This is a genomic window from Halomonas sp. AOP7-B1-5 (genome assembly GCF_052353045.1).
In the GTDB taxonomy this organism is placed as follows: Bacteria; Pseudomonadota; Gammaproteobacteria; order Pseudomonadales; family Halomonadaceae; genus Vreelandella; species Vreelandella colorata.
On the sequence record NZ_JBQTDC010000014.1, the window covers coordinates 1 to 21179 of the forward strand.

Here is a 21179-nt window from a genome sequence, read left to right on the forward strand (position 1 = left end):
ATGAAAAATCCCCCGGGGCTCGCGCCTCGGGGGTTTTTTTTGCGTGCGGGAAAAGGCGGTAAGGCACTCCTCAGCGTGTCGGATCAGCCGCCCACCCCAGCAGCGCTTTGCGCTGCATCGCCGGCTGAAGCCAGTTCCCACAACGCAGGGACAGGTCAATCCATAATCTACGATGTTATGGAACGCCTTCGTTCTAATGTGGGAGCTGGCTTCAGCCGGCGAAGGCACCGTCAGGTGCCCGGGATGGAAGAGGCCACCGTACCTGCTTGCTCCCACCCCAGCGGGGCGGGGCACCACATCACTGGCTAAAGCCGTCTCCTACAAAAAAGCCCTACCATACGTGTGCGATAGGGCTTTGTAGCTTTATGGCGAGAGGGCTAGCCGCAGAGCACTTCAAGTGCTTCCATCATGCTATCCATCTCATCATCGGTGCCAATAGTGATGCGCAAGAAGTTATTAAGCTCCTGCGTATTAAAGTGGCGCACCAGGATTCCACGTTCCCGCAGTCCAGCGAACAGCTGTGCCCCAGCAATCGTTGCGTGTTGTGTAAGGATGAAGTTGGCACTCGACGGCAGTACTTCAAAGCCGAGCGTTTCAAGGCGTTGGCGGGTGCGCTCGCGCGTGGCAATCACTTTTTCGCGGCATGCATCAAAGTGAGCCTGATCTTCAAGCGCGGCAATACCTACCAGGCTTGCCAAACTATCCACCGGGTAAGAGTTAAAAGAGTCCTTGACCCGCTGCAGGCCATCAATCAGCTCGGCTGAGCCTACGGCATAGCCCAAGCGCAAACCGGCCAGGCTACGCGATTTAGAAAAAGTACCGGTGACCAGCAAATTCGGGTAGCGGTCGATTAACGCAATGGCACTCTCTGCGCCAAAGTCAACATATGCTTCATCGACCAGCACAACGCGGTCCGTCACCCGCTTGAGCAACGCTTCTATGCTTTCTAGTGAGTGGGCATGCCCGGTAGGTGCGTTGGGGTTGGCAAAGATTACGCCACTGCGCTCTGACGCCGCCCCTAACGCTTCTATATCCACTTCCCACTGTGTATTCAGAGGGTGGGCGCGCAGCGCCACGTTATAGAGGTTGGCGTACACCGGGTAAAAACTATAGGTAATAGACGGGGTATCAAGCGGTGTGTCATGGCAAAAAAACGCTTGAAACGCCAGGGCCAGTACTTCATCTGAACCGTTGCCCACGAACACCTGCTGGCTTTCTACGCTAAACGTTTTGGCAAGCGAGGCGCGAAGTGCCGCCGATGTGGGGTCGGGATAGAGACGCAGATGGTCCGTTGCATAGTCGCGCAATGCCCGACCAACGCCCGGTGCCGGGGGGTAAGGATTTTCATTGGTATTGAGCTTGATAACACGCTCACGCGGCTGCTCCCCGGGTATATAAGGGGTTAACGCCTTAACAGCGGGACTCCAGTATTGGCTCATGCGGGTAACCTGATTATCCTAGGTATAATAGGCCATGGTCGCTTGATGCTCGCTCAAGCGCAAGCATTCAACTATGTTATTCAACTGCGTATTCAAATACGCATTCAGGTACGCATTCAACGATGACTAGGGGTGGGCGTCGCACCTTGTAACGGTTATGCTGTCATAATCGCGCGAAAGAAATGTATGACCAACACGATAAGGAGACACCCAATGCAATTCAGGAGTTTGCTAGCCGGTTCGGCTATGTTGGCATTGTTGGCAGGCTGTGCAACCGGCGGGCCTTCGGGCCAAGACGCTGATGCAGGCGTTAGCGCGTCCCAAGAGCAGTACAAGGGAACGCTGCCTTGCCGCAACTGCGATGGTATTGATCTAGACGTTACCATGGTAGGTCAAGAGATGAGTCCGGCTGAAGAGCGTACCTTTACACTGGACGCGACTTACCGTAACCATCCTCAAACACCGCCCCCAGAAAACTATGCCGGTAACTGGGAAGTATTAAACGGTACTCCGTCTGACCCGGACGCGACTGTTTATGAGCTTACCCCGAATGGTGATGGTCAGGTTTACTACTTCCAGCGTATCAATGAGCGCACGTTAGAGTTAATCGACCCAGAGCGTCGTCGCTTTGAAAATGGCGAAATGTTGCAGCTACAGCGTCAATAAGCTAGCAGTAACATCCTGAGGCGGCCATTGGCCGCCTTTTGCATTTTAGGGCCAGACAGCATTAACGATGATCTAACAGTAACGGGAGTATTAGCGCGGTGGCTAAAGCCAAAAGTGCCTTTGTATGTACCGAGTGCGGCGCGGAGTATCGCAAGTGGCAGGGCCAGTGCTCCAGTTGCAATGAATGGAATACGCTTAGTGAAATTCGTCTGGCTAGTGCGCGCCCCGGCAGCGGCAGTGCTGGATCTGGCCGAGCGGGCTACGCAGGTGACCTTTCCAAGGATGTGGTCGACCTAAGCAATGTCGATTTAAGTGAAGTGCCCCGGTTAAGCTCGACCTTCAACGAGTTCGATCGCGTATTAGGCGGCGGCTTGGTGCCCGGTTCAGCCGTGCTCTTGGGGGGTAACCCAGGGGCGGGTAAATCAACGCTGTTACTGCAAACCGCCTGTAAGCTTGCTCAAGAGCGGCGCATTATCTACGTCACGGGGGAAGAGTCACTGTCTCAGGTAGCCATGCGCGCTCACCGCTTGCAGCTGCCTACCAGCGGCTTAAAAATGCTTGCAGAAACCAGTGTAGAAACAATTCTTGCCGTAGCAGAACGTGAGAAGCCCGAAATACTGGTCATTGACTCTATTCAGACCATGCACCTTGAAGATATCAGCTCAGCGCCGGGTGGAGTCGCTCAGGTGCGCGAGTCCGCCGCCGCGCTTACCCGCTTTGCCAAGCAAACCAATACGGTACTGCTATTGGTTGGGCACGTAACCAAAGACGGCACGCTGGCAGGCCCCAAGGTGCTTGAGCACATGATCGATGCCTCGCTGTTATTGGAAGGCGGCGCGGATTCGCGATTCAGAACGCTGCGAGGCCAGAAAAACCGCTTTGGCGCAGTCAATGAACTGGGCGTTTTTGCGATGCTCGAACAAGGCCTGAAAGAGGTTAAAAACCCCAGCGCCATTTTCCTCTCGCGTCAGGAAGAGCAGGCGCCGGGAAGCTTGGTGATGGTGGTGTGGGAAGGCACCCGGCCCATTCTTGTGGAAGTGCAGGCCCTGGTGGATGAATCTGCCTTGGGCAACCCACGCCGTGTGGCAGTCGGGGTGGACCAAAACCGGCTTGCCATGCTGTTGGCCGTATTAAATCGCCATGGCGGTCTGTTTACCGGCGACCAGGATGTGTTTCTCAACGTAGTAGGCGGCGTGAAGGTTCTAGAAACCAGTGCGGATCTGGCGGTGCTGCTGGCCGTGGTCTCTAGCCTGCAAAACAAGGCATTGCCTAAGGAGCTGGTGGTATTTGGCGAAGTGGGGCTTTCCGGCGAGATACGCCCTGTACCCAGCGGGCAGGAGCGCATCGCTGAAGCGGCCAAACATGGCTTTCTGCGCGCTATCGTACCGCGGGCCAACGCACCGAAGCAGTCACCCAAGGGAATGGAAGTCATTGCGGTGGATAAGCTTAGCGACGCGCTAGAGGCGCTTTAAGTAGGCTACGCTATAAAGATTGTTATAAAAACATCGAGTGCCAAGGAGAGACACTATGAGTTCGATTCGCTTAACCCAATACAGTCACGGTGCTGGCTGTGGCTGCAAAATAGCCCCTGATGTACTTGACGGTATTCTCGCCAAGGCGGGGCCTGCGGCAGGGCATAAGCAGCTTATTGTGGGTAACCAGGGGCGAGAAGATGCCGCCGTTTACGATCTGGGCGATGGGCGGGGTATGATTGCCACTACTGACTTCTTTATGCCGATTGTCGATGACCCGTTTGATTTTGGGCGTATCGCCGCCACGAACGCCATCAGTGATATTTACGCCATGGGCGGTACGCCCGTTATGGCACTTAGCATTCTTGGCTGGCCGTTGGATAAGCTAAGCGCCGAAATTGCCGGTGATGTGGTTGCCGGTGCTCAGGGCGTTTGCCGTGAGCTGGGTGTGGCCTTGGCGGGCGGCCATTCGATCGATGCGCCAGAGCCTATCTTTGGCCTCGCGGTTAACGGGTTGATCGATCTGGACAAGCTCAAGCTCAATAGCCGTGCCAAGCCAGGGGACCTGCTGTTTCTGACCAAGCCGCTCGGCATTGGCTTGCTGACCACGGCTGAAAAGCAGGGGCTGCTGGAGGCAGGACATCACGGCTTAGCTCGGGAAACCATGCTTAAATCCAACCGTATCGGCATTAAGCTTGCCGATGTGAAAGGCCTCAACGCCATGACGGATGTCACCGGGTTTGGCTTGGCAGGACATTTGTCGGAAATATGCAGCGCCAGCAATGTCATGGCCCAGATCGACTTTCGCCGCTTGCCTCGCCTGGCCCAGGCAGAAGCCTACCGTCGTCAAGGTGCTGTTCCTGGCGGCACACGGCGCAATCGTGATGCATTGGGTAAAAGCTTACCTCATATGGATGAAGCCCACTGGCAGTGGCTTTGCGACCCTCAGACCTCAGGCGGCTTACTACTGAGTGTCGACCCCGCCTGGCAGGATGATATCGAGCGGATTGGCCGCGAGTTCGGCCTATCGCTTCAGTCGTTTGGCGTTATGAAAGCCCGCGAGGGCGAGGCCCTGATTGAGGTCGTGGGATAGTGCCTAAAATAGCACCTGAAACAGTTCTTAAGACGGTTCTTGAGACAGCGCTCGAAACAATACCTGCTTCACTACGTTTGATCAGCGAAGCGCGGCCTTTGATCGATGTGCGTGCCCCGGTAGAGTTTGCTCAAGGGGCACTGCCGGGCGCGGTAAATCTTCCCTTAATGGTCGATGAAGAGCGCCGCCAGGTGGGCATCGCTTATAAGCAGCAAGGCCAGAGTGCGGCCATTGCCCTGGGCGAGCAGTTGGTCAGTGGCGATATCAAACAGGCGCGTATCGCCGCCTGGCAGGCATATCTGACAGAGCGCCCGGACGCAGTCATTTATTGTTTTCGCGGCGGGCTACGCTCGCAAATTGCCCAGCAGTGGTTGAATGATGCGGGAATTGTCAGGCCGCGAATTGCCGGTGGCTGGAAAGCCATGCGTCAGGCACTTTGCCAGCGCGTAGACGCCGCCGCTGAGCAGCCCATGCTTGTGGTCGCAGGGTTAACCGGGTGTGCTAAAACCACGCTGATTAATCGCCTGGATAACGGCGTTGATCTTGAAGCCTATGCCAATCATAAAGGCTCTGCGTTTGGTCGCCAGCCTGAAGCACCTGCCACGCAGATAGATTTTGAGCATGCGCTCGCCGCACGGCTGTTAGCTCTGCCGGGTAATTTGATCATGGAAGATGAATCTCGCCTAATCGGCAACGCCAACATACCGCTCACCTTTTGGCATGCTATGCAGAAGGCGCCTCGTGTACGCATAGAAATGCCGCTTGATTGGCGCCTTGACCAGCTCCAACACGACTATATTATTCAGCTGGAAAAGGACTATGTCGCGCACTTTGGGCCTGCGCAAGGCTGGGAACTGATGCAGCGTCAGTTGGGCAATGCGTTAATTCGTTTGGGGAAACGCCTAGGCAATGCCCGCCTTCAGCGTTTACAACGCTTACAGGTTATGGCCTTTAAAGCCCATGAAGAAGGCAATCCGCAGGCTCACGAAGCGTGGCTTGCGCCACTGCTCACCGAATACTACGACCCGCTTTATCGCTATCACCTTGAAAAACAGCGTGCGACAGCGGCGCCGGATCTGCATATAGGGGATTGGGACAGCTGTTTGGAGGCCGCTAAGCAGTGGAGCGCCTAGCGGCTACGTTAGGATGTCATTAGAAAGCTTTGAGCCATTGCATCATGACGCGATCAAGCAGTGGTGCCAACTGGTGAAAGCGGGCTGTATCCTCAAGAATTTGGCTGTCTTCCTGGATAAAACGCTGGCCGGCAGGCGTCGTGGTAGTGCCCGATGATTCGCTGTCACCCAGCAGCTGGGTCACGCTGGCAAGCGTGACTTCCAAGTGGCACAGTAAGCCAATAACGCGACCGCTATCCCAGCTGAAACCCTGCAGCGGCGCCGCCGGGCTACCGCCCAACGGCAGGGCGCTTTCAGGCAGGCTAAACACATGGCGATGCCACATGAACGCCTCAAACTGCTCGGGTAAATCAAACGGGCTTTCCGGGGCCAGGGAGACAGTATGCCAGCCTCTTTCGGGATAGGTGCCTGGGGCCACGACCGCATCAAGCGCCTGAGCTACCCAAAGGGCGCCCAGGCCAATGCCCAGAAGCGGTTTCTGGCCATCCAGGTAGCGGTTAATCAGTTTATTCTCGGCTTTAAACCAGGCGGGCGGTTCGTTAAGAAACGCCTCCGGGCCATCTAATATAATCAGCGCATCGCTTTCTGCCGGACGTGGCGTCAGTTCGCCTGCGTAAAGATGAAAAACGCTGTAACTATGCCCCATACTGCTCAACCAGTCGGTTAAGCGGGCGGGGTCATGATCAGCGCTGTGCTGTAGCAGATGTATATGCATGGTAATCTCCTCGCCGACCGTCCACAGTAAAGGCTGTCTGTGTTTATAACAGCGCTGTTGCGACCATAACGTATTGCCCCCATTTCACCAATATCGCGCGTTAGGAAATCAGTATGGAGTCTAAACCCTTAGGTTTTTATCAGCAGTTACAGGTGCTTCCGCTAGCGGCCCAGCAAGCATTTATGGCTGCGCTGTGTGAGCGCTTACTGCCTAACTATGCCCTATATGAACAGACGACCGGTCAGGGCGATGGTCACACGCTGCGTACCGTACTTAACTTGGTGTGGGAGCGGTTGAGCGTACCCAATGCGAGCATTGATTTTGCCCGCCAGGCTGAAAAACTGGCCGAGTGCGAGCCGCCCGCAGAGGATGAAAGTTTTGGCGCCCGCCGTGCGCTGGATGCCGTCGTTTCCATCTCGGCGCTGCTGGACACCTTGCAGGGAGACTCGCCTGAGGCAGTGCTGGATGTCAGCCGTACCTCACGCGCCGGGGTGCGCGCTTTTATTGAGCTGACGGAAGGTGAAGAGGATGCCCAAAAACTTGCGCTGCTGATCCGTGATCATCCGTTAATGGAAGACGAAAACGATTTTCAAGACGCGGTATTGGAAGCGGTAAGTGAGCCGCTCAGCAAAGCCGCGCTTAAAGAGATTCGTCAGTTAGGGCGCAATAACGGCATCAGCAATCTGGGGCTAAGTCTGGACGAAGACGACGAGTAAAGCATGGCCTGCCTAAAAGCGCAGGCCTGCGGTTACCATCATGCCGGCAGTGCCGAATATGATTAAATCGGATTCAAACCGCTCCCACTGCACTCCAATACTCGGCAGCAGCACCGGGGCAGTTTCAAAGTGGTTGAGCGGGATTTTGTCCCGGTACTCGCCTTTGTAGCCATGCAGTAAGCCCCCGGTTAGCTTGGCTCTGATGTTAACCTCTTCCGAGAACTGCCACAGAGGAAATTCACGCCCTGCATACACGTACCAGGTGGGCTGCTCATAGGAGTTCTTAAACCGTCCTATTCCCGTCAGCCAGCGATCGGGATTATGTAGCTCAACGCTGATTAAATTCTGGTGATTGTTATGTTCGGGGTCCGGATTAAAATGGCGGGTATAGAGGCTGGTTTGGACAAGCGTATGGTCAAGCTCAAGGGTAGGCGGCCAGTCGGGTAGGGAGAAGGCTGAGGCAGAAGCGCTCAGCCAAAAACCGATTAGCCCTCCCAGGTATGGGAAGCAACGAGACATTTAAAACTCCTGAGAAGAGGGCTATGCAGTGAAAGCGGCCGCTATAGCCGCATTTCGATGCCGCGTTCCGCCATGTACCGCTTTGCTTCAGGAATCGTGTATTCACCGAAGTGAAAAATACTGGCCGCAAGAACCGCATCCGCGCCGCCTTTAAGCACGCCATCTACCAAGTGGTCCAGATTGCCCACGCCGCCGGAGGCAATGACCGGAACGCTTACCGCTTCTGAAATCGCGTGGGTCACGCCGAGATCAAAACCGATCTTGGTACCGTCGCGGTCCATGCTGGTTAACAGCAGTTCGCCCGCTCCCAGCTCGACCATTTTCTTGGCCCACTCCACCGCATCAAGCCCGGTTGCACGACGGCCGCCATGGGTGAAAATCTCCCAGCGCGGCGGCTCGCCTTCACCGGATACCCGCTTGGCATCAATCGCCACCACAATACACTGGCTGCCAAAGCGCTCCGCTGCTTCACGCACGAACTCAGGGTTAGTAACCGCTGCCGTGTTGATCGAGACTTTATCGGCCCCGGCATTGAGCATGGTGCGAATATCGTCACAGGTACGAATACCGCCACCTACGGTTAACGGAATAAACACTTCGCCGGCAATGCGTTCGACCATTTCCACTGTTGTGTCACGGTCTTCATGGCTTGCGGTAATATCCAGAAAGGTAATCTCATCGGCACCCTGCTGGTTATACCGCTGGGCAATTTCCACCGGGTCGCCTGCATCGCGAATGCCGACAAAGTTGACGCCTTTCACCACCCGCCCAGCGTCTACATCCAGGCAGGGGATAATACGCTTGGATAAACTCACGCGCCGCCTCCTGTTAGCTGATCGCTAAGGCGTTGTGCTTCAGCCACATCCAGGCTGCCTTCATAGATCGCCCGACCGGTAATCGCGCCTAAGATGCCGCTATCCGCAACACCGCACAGCGCTTTAATATCGTCTAGGTTAGTGACGCCGCCAGAGGCAATCACCGGCAGACCGCCTTCACGCGCCAGTTGAGCCGTCGCTTCGACGTTAACCCCTTGCATCATGCCGTCGCGAGCGATATCGGTGTACACGATGCTGGAAACGCCGTCATCGGCAAAGCGCTTGGCCAGATCCACTGCCTTCACGGTAGAGACTTCCGCCCAGCCGTCGGTGGCCACAAAGCCGTCTTTAGCGTCCAGCCCGACAATCACATGGCCGGGGAAGGCGCGGCACATCTCGCCCACAAACGCGGGTTCTTTAACGGCCTTGGTGCCAATGATCACGTAAGACACGCCTGCATTCAGGTAATGCTCGATGGTCTCGGCATTGCGGATGCCGCCGCCAATTTGAATAGGCAGGTTGGGATAGGCACGTGCTATAGCCGTGACGGCATCGCCATTCACCGGCTTGCCTTCAAAAGCGCCGTTCAGGTCGACCAGGTGAAGGCGGCGTGCACCGGCTTCTACCCAGCGGGCGGCCATTGCAACCGGGTCATCGCCGTAAGAGGTCGCATCGTCCATACGCCCTTGTTTCAACCGCACACATTGGCCGTCTTTGAGATCGATCGCAGGAATTACCAACATAAATAAACCTCTTAGGGCGTCCAGGTGACAAAGTTTTCGAGTAAGCGCAGGCCTGCTCGGGAGCTTTTTTCCGGGTGAAACTGTACGGCAAAGGTGGCATCACGGCCAATCGCCACGTGGGCGCCTACCTTGCCATAATGTGTGGTGCCAAATACCTGGGCATCGTCGGCAGCATTCACGTAGTAGCTGTGTACGAAGTAGAAGTGCTCGTTATTATCGATACCGGCCCACAGCGGGTGATCATGGTGCTGCTCAACCAGATTCCAGCCCATGTGGGGTACTTTCAGGCGCTGCTCGTGTTCGTCGCGCATGTCGGTGGGGAACTTATCAACGCTGCCTTTGAAAAAGCCCAGACAATCAACGCCGCCGTTCTCTTCACTGCGCTCCAGGAGCATTTGCTGGCCTACACAAATTCCCAGTAGAGGCTTTGCCTGACGCGTCAGCATATCATCAACCAGGCCTCGCAAATCGGTGCGTTCAAGCTCGCCTACGCAGTCGCGGATGGCGCCCTGGCCTGGCAATACCAAACGCGTGGCGCCTAAAATGCGCCGCGGATCGCGGGTAATAATGACGTTTTCATGGGTAACGTGTTCGAGCGCCTTCGCGACAGAATGTAGGTTTCCCATCCCGTAGTCGATTACAGCAATGGTCATGAAGCGCTCCTTAATCGAGTGAACGAACAGTTGCTTGCACTGTTGCCTATCCTACAGCGCGCCATTATAGGCTCCCTTTGGTGGAAGGCATCTGCCCCGCCATACGTGGGTCTTCGGCGACAGCCATACGCAGAGCACGCCCAAAGGCTTTAAAAATTGTTTCGGCCTGATGGTGAGCATTAAAGCCTTTAACGTTGTCGATATGCAGCGTTACGCGGGCATGGTTGACGAAGCCCTGGAAGAACTCCCAAAACAGCTGGGTATCCATGCGGCCTATCGTATCGCGAGTGAAGTCGACATTCATATAAAGACCGGGCCGACCTGAGAAATCAATCACCACGCGCGAGAGCGCTTCATCAAGCGGTACATATGCATGCCCATAACGATAAATGCCGCGCTTATCGCCAATCGCTTCGTTAAATGCCTGGCCTAATGTAATTCCCAGGTCTTCAACGGTATGGTGGTCATCAATATGCAAGTCGCCCGTCGCCTGGATATCAAGGTCTATCATCCCATGGCGCGCAACTTGATCAAGCATATGATCTAGAAAGGGAACGCCAGTTTCGCAGCGAAGATGGCCTTCGCCATCCAGATTGACGCTGACAGTAATCTGGGTTTCATTCGTATCACGGCTAACCGTGGCAATACGCGCTGCCATGTTGTATCTCCTGCGCTCTAGCGCATTCTGAGGGTAAGGCGATGGGCTACATTGTCTCACCACCGTATAATCAGGACGTAAATCTGTGGCAAAGCGACCATTATAGAGAATCGGTGCACTCATCCGCTACAATGCGCGAAAGGTAGCCGCCGTTTAGGGCATTAAAAACTGCAGCCTGTCTGCTTTGGCGAAGAGGAATTCACCATGCCGGTGACACTAGAGCACGTCGACTTGGCTCGTTGGGACGCCGATGAGCAAGTGCGCCTCGACCTGATACGCATTTATGAAGATGCGCCCAAAGAGCGGGTGCCTGCCCAAGACGTCCTGCCGTTTATTGAGCAGCATCTGAATGCTCACCATTTTTTTGCCTGTGCCCACTTTAATGATCATTTATTGGGGGCGGCGGCTATTCAAGAGGGTCCCGACCGGGCCTGGTGGCTCTCTGAGCTATGCGTTCGCAAAATCACCCGCCGCCGGGGCGTAGGCTCGCGGTTGATGGCACTGCTCGGAGAGCAGGCCAAGCAGGAAGAGCGTAAGCTGCGCATTGAAACCACGCACCTACCGCTGGCCGATCAGGTTCTGCTTTCCAAGCTTGGCTACCGCCCTGGCACCAATGCCGAAGGGCCAACATCAGGCAAGCCGCTAATTAGCAATTTTGTTGAGCTAGACCCACAAGGGAAAGGGTAATGAAACAGTTATTACGTATTTTGCTGGCTGCTGTCGGTATTCTCGGCATTGTGGCAGTGGCGGCGGTGGTCTATGTCACCACCTTTCTGGATCCCGAGGACTTCAAGCCGCGCCTGACATCGGTGGTGGAAGAACACACCGGGCTGCATCTGGCGCCTGAAGGGCCGATCACCTGGTCATTCTACCCGCGTATTGGGGTGAGCGTGGAGCAAGCCCGCGCTTGGCTGCCGGAGCAGTCTGAAGAGGACACCTCGTTTGCTGCCATCAATCGTGCTGAAGTCAGCGTTGCCTTTGCACCTCTGCTGCGCGGGGAAATTGCCATTGATGGCTTAACGCTGGATGGTATGCGCTTGAACCTGGAGCGAGACGCCGAAGGAGAAGGTAACTGGGAGCCCTTGCTTGAGCGTCTGGCTGAAAGCGGCGACGAAACGGCGGAAACGGTCCTGGCCCCGGCTAGTGCCGGGCCGCATGCCGATGCGGGCAGCCTATCGGTGGTGCTGAATATTGCCAGTGTCGAAGTCAGAAACGCCGATATCCGCTTCCGTGATGTCCAAAGCCAAGCGCTGTGGCGCCTTCAGTCGCTTAATGTTTCAGGCAGCAACGTCAATCCGGTAAGTCCTTTCCCGTTAAAGACCATGTTTACCTTAACCAAGCATAACCGCCTGGATGCCGAAGCGCTGGAGCGCCCACCTGAGCTAACCAGTGATATTGATCTTGAAACACGCATGCGTCTCCAGCTTGCTGAAGACCGCGTAGTGCTGGAAAACACCCGGCTAAACACCCAAACGCGTATGGGAGCAGAGGGTGAACCACAGCGGCTTAGCTTAAAAGCCGCTGAAATGATCGCCCGCATGGATGAGAAGCAGCTAAGTATTAGCGAAGGCGTTTTAGAGGCGGGTCTGCAGAATGCAGAAAAATGGCAAGGTAGCCTGGCGCTAGCGCTCGCCTTTGGCCTGGAAAGCAACTGGCAGGCGCAAACGGCGCAGCTGAAAGATTTTCAGCTCACCGGGCCTGACGGACTGCGCATGAGCGGCCACCTTAATGTTGAGCAGATGTTCGATGCGCCCGAGTACCGTGGGCAGATTACGGCCGCGCCCTTTACGCTACGTCCCTGGCTAACGCGTACAGGCATTGAGCTTAATACCACCAGCGAAGCCGCCCTTAGCGATATTGCCATGACCAGCCCCATTGAGGGCAATGCAGAGCAAGTGTCGTTATCCAGCCTGTCGTTGGTTGTCGACGACAGTACCTTTACGGGGCAGGTGTCGGCCGCTCTGGATGGCTCGCAGGTAGCGTTTGACCTGGAAGGTGATCAGCTTGACATCGACCGTTATCTTCCTGGTCCCACGACCGCCCAGCAGGCCAGCTCGGGCTTGCTACGCAAAGCGTTTGCTCAGAGCTCGAATACCTTGCTGCCTCAGGTTTGGTTGAGTGAACTGTCACTTAACGGCGATTTAAGCGTTGAATCCTTTTTAATGGGCGGCCTGACCTTTAACAATACCCGCCTGCAGCTGCGTGGTGAGGACGGTCTTCAAGAGCTAACGGCGTTTGAGTCCCAGTTCTATGGTGGAGAGCTTAATGCCACGGGGCAGCTGGATGCCCGTGAGCGAGTGATGGAGTGGGCGCTTGCCCCCACCGTTAACAACGTACAAATGGCGTCACTCATCGAAGCCATCAGCAACGATGAGGATCCTTCACCGCTAAGAGGGCGCCTGCATTTGGATGGTGAGCTGACCTCACGGGGTAACAGCCGTGAAGCGTTAACCAGCAACCTTAATGGGCAGCTCAATGCCCGCCTTAATGAGGGCGCTATTTTAGATATCAATATTTCTCAGCAGATGTGTGAGCTGGTCGCCCAGTTGGAAGGCGAAGGCACGCTGCGTGATTGGCATACCGACACGCGTTTTGAGCGCTTCGACGCGACGTTCCAGGTACGCAATGGCGTGGTAACCAGTGATAACCTGTTGATTAAGCTTCCGGGAATTGATGTGAACGGTGAGGGCGAGCTCGATTTCAACAGCCTGAACTTCGATACCCGTGCTAACGCGCGCTTGGTGGATACCGCTGACGCCGCATGTAAGGTGAATCCACGTTTGGAGCAGTTGCCGCTACCGGTACGCTGCGAAGGCCATCTTGGCGGTGCCACCAATGAGTGGTGCCGTTTCGACCGCTCTGCCTTTCAAACCGCTGTGGTTGACCTGCTGCGTAATGAAGCCGGTAATCGCGTAGCAGACGAGCTGGAAGAGCGTGTAGAAGGCTCTTTGGACAAAATAGATGAGCGCCTTGGCGAAGGTGCCGGTCAGGAACTTCGTGAAGGCATCCGTCGTCTATTTAACTGAGCATTCATGCAAGACACTCTGCGCCGGCCTCAATGCCGGCGCTTTTTTATTGCCCCATGATTAATTGGCACGCTGCGCCAAGTATTTTACGAACGCTCTATCGAAGGAAACCGCATGGCTGATATGCCCACTCCCAGGCTTACGGCAGAAGAGTTCTATCGTCGCCTGATCGCCTGGTTCGACGAGTATGGCCGTCATGATCTGCCCTGGCAGTCGCCCCGCAGCGCTTACCGCGTGTGGGTGTCAGAAATCATGCTCCAGCAAACCCAGGTAACGACGGTTATCCCTTATTTCGAACGCTTTATGGCGCGCTTCCCTACGCTTGAGTCGCTAGCGCTGGCCCCTCAGGACGAAGTGCTGCACTTATGGACAGGGCTTGGCTATTACGCTCGAGCTCGCAACCTACACAAGGCCGCTCAGTTGGCGCTGGAAGAGCACAGCGGCGAGCTGCCAACTACAAGTGTTGAAGCGCTCACCGCGTTGCCGGGCATTGGCCGCTCAACGGCGGGTGCGATAATTGCCCAAAGTACCGGCCAGCGAGCGGCGATTCTGGACGGCAACGTCAAACGCTCGCTAACGCGACTGCACGCTATCCCTGGCTGGCCTGGTAAGCCAGAGGTAGAGCGTAAGCTATGGACGCTTGCCGAATACTACACGCCGTCTAACCGCCTGGCGGACTTCACTCAGGCGATGATGGATTTTGGCGCCACGCTATGTAAGCGTAGCAAGCCTGACTGCAAGGTCTGCCCGTTTAATGATGTTTGTCTGGCATATGCCCAGGGCGAACCTCAGCGCTACCCGGAGTCCAAGCCTAAAAAAGCCCTGCCTACCCGCAGCACTATCATGCTGCTGCTACAGGATAGCCAAGGGCGGGTCTGGTTAGAGCAGCGCCCGCCTAGCGGATTATGGGGCGGCTTATGGAGCCTGCCGCAATTTGAAAAACACAGCGAGCTCAATGACTGGCTGGAGATGCATGCCGTATCGCCCAAGCGCCAACCCACCATGCCCAGTTTTCACCATACCTTTAGCCATTTTCGCCTTGAAATTACCCCTCAGCCGGTTTCGTGCGATAGGCTGAGCGAGGTACGTGAAAGCGGCGTATGGTATGACGTTGAAAATCCGCGTGAGCTGGGCTTGGCAGCCCCTGTAAAAGCGCTGCTTAGCCAACTAACGCCCTTTACGCTTAACTTAACGCCAGGACGCGTATAGGTGCCTGGGCCTGTAGATCACAACTCGATCAAGACCAATCCAATAAGGAGCATCCATGAGTAACACGGTTTTTTGCCGCAAGTACCAAAAAGAGCTGCCGGCTCTCCCGTTCCCGCCGCTACCCGGCAAGCAGGGCCAGGAGATTCAAGCAACCGTTTCCAAACAGGCCTGTGAAGAATGGCAGGCACTGCAGACTCGGCTGATCAATGAAAAGCATCTTAATATGCTCGACCCGGAAGCCCGTGCGTACCTGATGGAGCAAATGCAGCGCTTTCTGGATAACGAAACAACCGATCAGGCGGAAGGTTATGTGCCGCCTACGCAAGCGTAAACGAACACTCAGGCTGGCAGAAAACGCAGGAATTACGGGCGTTTCAGCCCTGCGCCGTTAGTCGTAAAGTTAGCCTAAGCGACGGTTAGAAAAGAAAGTTTCACAAAGGTGTTGACGAAAAGCTGAATTTTTAGTTTAATACGCACCGTTGGCAAGGGCCAGATAGCTCAGTTGGTAGAGCAGGGGATTGAAAATCCCCGTGTCGGCGGTTCGATTCCGTCTCTGGCCACCAAACGTTGGGGTATCGCCAAGTGGTAAGGCACCGCTTTTTGGTAGCGGTATTCCCAGGTTCGAATCCTGGTACCCCAGCCATTGCCAACAAGATTTCTTGTTGACTGATTAGCTTAACCGCAACCCAGTCATTTTCTCAAGAAAATGTGAAGCGCCGACATAGCTCAGTTGGTAGAGCAACTGACTTGTAATCAGTAGGTCCCGGGTTCGACTCCTGGTGTCGGCACCATCAAAAGATGGTTAAAAGCAACATATTAGAGAATCCGAAAAAGCCGTCCGAAAGGGCGGCTTTTTTGTGCGCGTTTGAAAAGTACTCATAGCCAATTAAGCTGCCGACTTTTCTATCAGAAGACGAATTGAGTTATATCCTAGGTAATCGCCGTTAGCTTTTTATACGTACTAGAGGATAGCGCTCAACCAACGAAATAGTTGCTAGGTAGTATGCTTCAGGAAGGTTGCTATCGGCTTGTGCTGCTGGCGGTGGATACAACGCTACAAGTGATAGCCCGATAAAATTAACGGATAGATAGGGGCTGTTTGTTAGCCTGGGTAGAAGTGGTGGGGCCCTCCTTGGCCTATCGCGCTTCCTTGATCCTTTCGCATATTGCCTTCCATTGCCCTTCCCTGGGCTAGCGCGACTCAAGTGGGCTACTGCGATTAGTAGCCCTTAGAAGTGTAGCTACTTTGATAGAAAATAATGTAGTCAATCGACGACAATATTTGTAAGCATTTTCTTACATGGAAACAATAATCTTATAAATTTCAAGGATTTTTGCTATGCCACATTAAATTTTCTTACGATTGCCATCGCGACGGTGCCAACACGTTAGGAGGTCGCGATACAGCTAGGATGATCCGAGCCTTTGCAAGGTCAGCACGTGGTGGGTAAAGGCGAGATGTAAAGACAGGTAATACAGAAGATAAAACAGCAACGCCTCTATACAACAACGCCCCTATGAAGGGGCGTTTGGTGTACTCATGCCTTCCTGGCATTTGGTCACTCATCCTGAGTGGAAATTCCTTTTCGTTGGTAGCTTCCTGCCGCCGACAACTTTATACTAGACCATGTATAATATGTGCACAATAGATGAGTAAGAAAAAATTATACCAAAATTTATACCATTCCTTTCTAAGCTTAATTTTTCCTTTTCTATACATCACCAGTTTCCAATCTGTGACCGCAAAGCCGCTGCAACACTCTCCGATACGGGTTAGATACATTACCGAATGCCCTGACTGCCAATGCTCTACCCATCAGCCTTTGACCCTTGGCGGGCGAAGCCAGTTTTATCTGTTATCCATGTGCTGGCGATGAGAGGGCAGAGTCAAACAAACAAGCTGCTCCCTTTGGTTTGCTTAAGCAATCGCCACCGGCTGAAAGTCCCTCTTGAAGCGTTTGGTAATAAAGCCTCTATAAATTTAATGTTATTAAACTTTTACAGATGTCTTTATCATTAATTTAAAGTTTCTATTTATTTAAATTAATTGGATTATTGACATGAAATAAAAGCTTGTTAATTACAAAGATTAAAAAGCTTTCTTATTGACTATATCGCTTGAAACAACTTATGAGTTGGCTACTCTCAAATTACTCGATTAACTAATCGAGTTCCACGGAATGATTTGGTTTTACCGAATGCATGAAAGGAGATGAATCATGGCTAACAATCGCAACGACAATGGAATGAGTCGCGAAGAAGCAGGCAAGAAAGGTGGCGAAGCTACCTCTAAGAATCACGATAAAGAATTTTACGAAGATATCGGCCATAAAGGCGGCCAAAAGAGTGGTGGTAACTTCGCGAATGACCCAGAGCGCGCTTCCGAAGCTGGTAAGAAAGGCGGAGAGAACAGCCAAGGAGGCCGTAATTCCTGATCACAGCCGAATGAGATTGGCCATTAGGTTTTACGCAAGCGCTTAAATGGTAACCCTTTATAAAACGTAGTGGTGGCATATATGTGTTACTGATTTTTAAAGGGTTGTTATGCAGAAGATTGAGTTTCTTAACCAGAATTAACTAAGCGTTAGTGCTTTTAATGAGCAAGGAAGCTTTTGTTAAACCTTTATGGAAAAAGGTGGTTGAGTAATTAGATCGATACTGCATAGCGTTTAAGTTTTCTGCCAGGGAGTTTTCTCCCTGGCAGTTACTGTCGGAGAGGTCACCATGTTTCACCATTCAGCAAAACTTCAATATCCGGTTAAAGTCGATAAACCTAACCCTGAATTTGCCATGCTGCTCCAGCAGGCTATTGGTGGCATTGAAGGTGAAATTCGAGTAGCGATGCAGTATTTTTTTCAGGCGATGGGCGCGCGTGGCGATGACCGCATTCGCGACCTGTTAATGTCGACAGCGACAGAAGAACTTTCGCATATTGAAATGCTTGGTCATGCGGTTGCGCTTAATTTGGAAGGGGCGCCGGTTTCTTATCAAGAAGCTACCGCAAAAGATCCCATCATGAATGCCATTCTTGGCGGTGCCAATCCTCGCCATTTGCTGTCATCAGGGCTTTCTGCCATGCCGGTAAATTCTAATGGCGTGCCGTTTGATATGAGCCATATCTACGCGACTGGTAACGTAGCCGCCGATATGTTGGCAAACGTGACGGCTGAGGCAAGTGGCCGAGTATTGGCATCACGTCTCTATAACTGGACTGACGATCACGGCATGAAGGATTTTCTTTCTTTCCTGATCGCTCGGGATACTTACCATCAGCAGCAGTGGCTGGCAGTGATCGAAGAGCTAGGTGGGCTGGGCGCAAATCTTCCCATCCCCAACTCAACACCTGAAGATCACGAAGCAATGCAACACTCGTATTATTACCTCAATACGTTGCTTGATAAAGAAGCACCTAAAGGACGCTGGGGTGAAGGCCCATCCTTTGATGGCCGTAGCCAGTTCTCGGTTCGCAACCAGCCAGCACCTGAAGGTCAGGAGGCGACGCTTGGTATGGCTAAGGAAAAATCAGGCGCTCAGAAGGACCAGATTGATCCGTCTAAGTAAACAGCTATGAATTGCTCAGTTTCTTAAAGGAGAATGCACGATGGAAACCAAGTATCTAGAGAACTGGTTGCGTGATGCACATGCTATGGAGCAGCAAGCTGAGAAAATGCTGAGATCCCAAGCAGAACGCTTGGAGGATTATCCAGAGCTTAAAGCGCGAATTGAGCAGCATTTAAATGAAACCCGTCACCAGTCTGAGCGATTAGAGCAGGCTATGGCCGGAATAAATATTGATACTTCCGCGCTAAAAGATCTGGGCGGCAAGTTAACCGCGTTCGGTCAGGCGCTCGGCGGCATGATGGCAGGCGACGAAGTCATGAAAGGTAGTATTGCCAGCTACGCCTTTGAGCATTTTGAAATTGCCAACTACAAGGCATTAATCCAGGCGGCTGAAAGTGCAGGCCAGACTGGAGTGGCCCAGGTATGCAGAGAGATCCTCAAAGAAGAAGAGGATATGGCTGCTTGGCTTGCCGATCATATTGAATCTACTACTACCGAGTTTTTGCACCGTGCGGATAATGACGATCTGCGCGCCAAGCGGTAAGTGCTTTCGCCGCATACCCTACTAATTAGGCCCTTTCCTCGGTAATTATTTGCCGAGGTTTTTTTCTGGCTAGCTGTGCCTTATGCGTTAACGTATATCGCTCTACAACAAAGCCGCCCACGCGTTGGGCGGCTTTGTTGATTTTAAGGCGAGCTAACCTCTGTAAGGCGCGGCTTACAGAAGATCCCGGGGAATAGTTGACTCCCAATTTTTTGAGAATACCCGGTACTGCCCTTCATAAGCATCCATCTCGGCATGAATGATAAAATTAGTTTCGGTGCAGGTAAGCACGGTGCGCGTGTAAACCTGCGTATGCCAATCATCGCGCTTGAATGAGCTTTCTGTGACGGTTTCCCCGCGTGCAGAGGTAAAGTCATTACCTACCGTAGTGTAATACTCACGGGCACACCGATGAATTTCGGTACCTATATCGTTAATTCGAAAGCACCCCTGATCGTTAACGACTTCCAGCGTAGAGCTTTTAGTCGCCAAGTCTTGATGCAATAACCAATTATGCTTGCTGGGTGCAAGATTGGTGATCTCAAGAGGAGGGGCAGACTGCGGAGCGTCAAAGTGCGTTAAGCCATCCTCTTCATGACCTGCGCAACGCACGGGTAGCTTGAGCACGCAATGATTAAACGAAATATCTACCTGAGCAGGTTTTGGGGGCAACCAGGCAAGCGGCCAGTAGGAGGTTGATACAGAAACCCGTAATTGATGCCCCGCCGGAAACTGTTGCGCAATACCGTTCATATCAATGGTGACCCGATAAGTCCGGTGCGGCTCAAGCGGCGTTGGTTCCGCATTGCTATCGCGGTGGGTAAGGTTGAGTAAACCGTACGTTACCCGGGTGGCTTTACCATCTGGCGCTACATCAGAAAGACGCACTGCCAGCATTGCCTGTGGCTGATTGCTTGAAACTTCCAGCTCTAATGAAGGCGTACCAAAAATATGTAACGGCTCAGCTAAAGCATCGGTACTAAAAATAAGCGAGCCGCCGTCTTCCTCGCGCTGATCACCGGGTAGATCCGGCGTGGCGGCATATGAGCACCATTTGCCTGCCGCCAAGCCTACGCTTAACGGTGACTGTAGCCCCATGGTGGTAGGCTCAGTGCCGCGTTCAGGTTCGCTAGCCGAAGACAGAGGCGTTAACCGATAAGGGGACAATAAATAGTGTTGCTCCTGAATATTATTGGATGGCCATAAAGGCTCTGCAATCCAGCGGCCAGGTCTGTCTTCGTAGGAGTTATCTGGAGGGACGCTGTCTTGCTCCCAGGCGCGCAGCATGGGTTCATCCATAATGCCGTTGTCTTTGCCTTTCAGCCAGTAGTCCCACCAGCGCAGTGCCTCTTGAAGAAAGCCAATGGCAGGTCCCGGAATACCTTGATGAGGATACTTATGCCCCCAGGGGCCAATAAGCCCTTTGCGTGGGACCTCTAAATGCTCCATTAATCTGAAAACGGTATTGGTAAAGCCATCCGCCCAGCCCCCAACAGCATATACCGGGCAGCGTATAGCGTCGTAGTATTCGCAAACGGAGCTTGCCGACCAATATTCACTGCGCCGCTGATGGCGCAGCCACTTATCAATCCATAGGCCGCTTTCTTCCATGCGTTCGTGCCACATATCTCGCCAGCGGTCGCCGACAATCAGCGGGTCGGGCGGTAAGGCGTTAAAGGCGAGCATGACGGTGGCTTCAGATAAATTATCCCCGAGAAGGCAGCCACCCATATAGTGCATGTTGTCGGCATAAAGATCGTCGCTTGAACATAAGCTGATAATCGCTTTTAGCGCCGGCGGCTGCTTGGCGGCAACTTGTAGGCTGTTAAAACCACCCCACGAAATACCCATCATGCCGACGCTACCGTCACACCAGGCTTGGCGGGCAATCCACTCGATGGCATCCACCGCATCTAACTGCTCTTGCTGGGTATATTCATCAGTGAGCACTCCATCGGAGTCACCGCTGCCACGCATATCCACTCGCACACATACGTAGCCATGGCCCGCCAGATAAGGATGATTGGTAGCATCGCGGCCACGCGTGATATCGCGCTTGCGATAAGGGATATACTCCATAATGGCGGGCAGAGGGGTATCCTGGGTAGCTTCAGGCAACCAAATGCGCGCCGCTAAATGTTGGCCATCGCGCATGGGGATAAAGACGTTTTCTATCTCGCGGACGTTATAAGGAAAGTCGTTGATAACTTCCATTTT

Annotated in this window: 20 protein-coding genes and 3 tRNA genes; 15 read left to right on the plus strand and 8 right to left on the minus strand. The window is 53.6% G+C overall.

The genetic code is table 11. The annotated features are described in order from the left end of the window. Positions 1-377 precede the first annotated feature (377 nt). Positions 378-1439 carry a histidinol-phosphate transaminase gene (gene hisC, locus ACT3XD_RS08950; protein ID WP_192537753.1) on the minus strand — a complete coding sequence of 354 codons (1062 nt, stop codon included), beginning with the start codon at positions 1437-1439 and terminating at the stop codon, positions 378-380. Positions 1440-1652: 213 nt separating this feature from the next. Between hisC and ACT3XD_RS08955 the strand changes: the two genes are divergently transcribed. The 4 genes from ACT3XD_RS08955 to mnmH all read left to right on the plus strand — a co-directional run bounded on the left by ACT3XD_RS08955 (position 1653) and on the right by mnmH (position 5803). Next, positions 1653-2105, plus strand: a complete 453-nt coding sequence (locus ACT3XD_RS08955) for a copper resistance protein NlpE N-terminal domain-containing protein (RefSeq protein ID WP_018918920.1) — start codon at positions 1653-1655, stop codon at positions 2103-2105. A gap of 98 nt (positions 2106-2203) precedes the next feature. After that, a complete protein-coding gene (gene radA / locus ACT3XD_RS08960; RefSeq protein ID WP_018918919.1) occupies positions 2204-3577 on the plus strand; it encodes a DNA repair protein RadA in 1374 nt (457 codons plus the stop codon). A gap of 55 nt (positions 3578-3632) precedes the next feature. After that, on the plus strand, positions 3633-4670 hold the full coding sequence (selD, locus tag ACT3XD_RS08965; RefSeq protein ID WP_192537752.1) for a selenide, water dikinase SelD: 1038 nt from the start codon (positions 3633-3635) through the stop codon (positions 4668-4670). A gap of 8 nt (positions 4671-4678) precedes the next feature. Further along, complete coding sequence (gene mnmH, locus ACT3XD_RS08970) at positions 4679-5803, plus strand: tRNA 2-selenouridine(34) synthase MnmH (RefSeq protein ID WP_407648094.1); 1125 nt, start codon at positions 4679-4681, stop codon at positions 5801-5803. Positions 5804-5822: 19 nt separating this feature from the next. Here the strand turns inward: mnmH and ACT3XD_RS08975 are convergent, their stop codons facing one another. Beyond that, the gene (locus ACT3XD_RS08975; protein ID WP_192537751.1) at positions 5823-6518 is read right to left on the minus strand and encodes a type 1 glutamine amidotransferase; all 696 of its coding nucleotides are present in this window, start codon (positions 6516-6518) and stop codon (positions 5823-5825) included. Between the two features lie 113 nt (positions 6519-6631). Here ACT3XD_RS08975 and ACT3XD_RS08980 point away from each other — a divergent pair, with 113 nt between their 5' ends. Next, positions 6632-7234 carry a YjaG family protein gene (locus ACT3XD_RS08980; protein ID WP_192537750.1) on the plus strand — a complete coding sequence of 201 codons (603 nt, stop codon included), beginning with the start codon at positions 6632-6634 and terminating at the stop codon, positions 7232-7234. 12 nt (positions 7235-7246) lie between these two features. Here ACT3XD_RS08980 and ACT3XD_RS08985 read toward each other — a convergent pair whose 3' ends face one another. The 5 genes from ACT3XD_RS08985 to hisB all read right to left on the minus strand — a co-directional run bounded on the left by ACT3XD_RS08985 (position 7247) and on the right by hisB (position 10622). After that, a complete protein-coding gene (locus ACT3XD_RS08985) occupies positions 7247-7753 on the minus strand; it encodes a hypothetical protein (protein ID WP_192537749.1) in 507 nt (168 codons plus the stop codon). 41 nt (positions 7754-7794) lie between these two features. Next, positions 7795-8568, minus strand: coding sequence for an imidazole glycerol phosphate synthase subunit HisF (hisF, locus tag ACT3XD_RS08990; RefSeq protein WP_018918913.1), 774 nt, complete (start codon positions 8566-8568; stop codon positions 7795-7797). Then, entirely contained in the window at positions 8565-9311 is a 747-nt protein-coding gene (gene hisA / locus ACT3XD_RS08995) for a 1-(5-phosphoribosyl)-5-[(5-phosphoribosylamino)methylideneamino]imidazole-4-carboxamide isomerase (protein WP_192537748.1), read from the minus strand. Before hisA ends, hisF begins: the two co-directional genes overlap by 4 nt. An 11-nt stretch (positions 9312-9322) precedes the next feature. Next, complete coding sequence (gene hisH, locus ACT3XD_RS09000; RefSeq protein WP_192537747.1) at positions 9323-9964, minus strand: imidazole glycerol phosphate synthase subunit HisH; 642 nt, start codon at positions 9962-9964, stop codon at positions 9323-9325. A gap of 64 nt (positions 9965-10028) precedes the next feature. Continuing rightward, positions 10029-10622: an imidazoleglycerol-phosphate dehydratase HisB gene (gene hisB / locus ACT3XD_RS09005; protein WP_192537746.1), complete on the minus strand. Its 594-nt coding sequence runs from the start codon at positions 10620-10622 to the stop codon at positions 10029-10031. Positions 10623-10826: 204 nt separating this feature from the next. Between hisB and ACT3XD_RS09010 the strand changes: the two genes are divergently transcribed. From ACT3XD_RS09010 to ACT3XD_RS09055, 10 genes are all read left to right on the plus strand, one after another. Beyond that, on the plus strand, positions 10827-11309 hold the full coding sequence (locus ACT3XD_RS09010; protein WP_192537745.1) for an acetyl-CoA sensor PanZ family protein: 483 nt from the start codon (positions 10827-10829) through the stop codon (positions 11307-11309). After that, positions 11309-13648 carry an AsmA family protein gene (locus ACT3XD_RS09015; protein ID WP_192537744.1) on the plus strand — a complete coding sequence of 780 codons (2340 nt, stop codon included), beginning with the start codon at positions 11309-11311 and terminating at the stop codon, positions 13646-13648. Before ACT3XD_RS09010 ends, ACT3XD_RS09015 begins: the two co-directional genes overlap by 1 nt. 114 nt (positions 13649-13762) lie before the next feature. Next, positions 13763-14857, plus strand: coding sequence for an A/G-specific adenine glycosylase (gene mutY, locus ACT3XD_RS09020; RefSeq protein ID WP_192537743.1), 1095 nt, complete (start codon positions 13763-13765; stop codon positions 14855-14857). 55 nt (positions 14858-14912) lie between these two features. After that, complete coding sequence (locus tag ACT3XD_RS09025; RefSeq protein ID WP_192537742.1) at positions 14913-15188, plus strand: oxidative damage protection protein; 276 nt, start codon at positions 14913-14915, stop codon at positions 15186-15188. A gap of 156 nt (positions 15189-15344) precedes the next feature. Further along, positions 15345-15420: transfer RNA gene (locus ACT3XD_RS09030), tRNA-Phe, on the plus strand. A gap of 5 nt (positions 15421-15425) precedes the next feature. Further along, positions 15426-15500 (plus strand) — tRNA-Gln (locus ACT3XD_RS09035). Positions 15501-15572: 72 nt separating this feature from the next. Continuing rightward, positions 15573-15648 (plus strand) — tRNA-Thr (locus ACT3XD_RS09040). Positions 15649-17076: 1428 nt separating this feature from the next. Then, positions 17077-17292 carry a general stress protein gene (locus tag ACT3XD_RS09045; RefSeq protein WP_192537741.1) on the plus strand — a complete coding sequence of 72 codons (216 nt, stop codon included), beginning with the start codon at positions 17077-17079 and terminating at the stop codon, positions 17290-17292. Positions 17293-17581: 289 nt separating this feature from the next. Further along, on the plus strand, positions 17582-18418 hold the full coding sequence (locus tag ACT3XD_RS09050; protein ID WP_192537740.1) for a manganese catalase family protein: 837 nt from the start codon (positions 17582-17584) through the stop codon (positions 18416-18418). Positions 18419-18458: 40 nt separating this feature from the next. After that, positions 18459-18962, plus strand: a complete 504-nt coding sequence (locus ACT3XD_RS09055; protein ID WP_192537739.1) for a ferritin-like domain-containing protein — start codon at positions 18459-18461, stop codon at positions 18960-18962. A 174-nt stretch (positions 18963-19136) separates the two neighbouring features. On the opposite strand, the gene ACT3XD_RS09060 is transcribed toward ACT3XD_RS09055, so the two are convergent. Beyond that, positions 19137-21176 (minus strand): CocE/NonD family hydrolase, encoded by a 2040-nt coding sequence (locus tag ACT3XD_RS09060; protein ID WP_192537738.1) that lies wholly within the window; start codon positions 21174-21176, stop codon positions 19137-19139. Between the last annotated feature and the right edge of the window lie 3 nt (positions 21177-21179).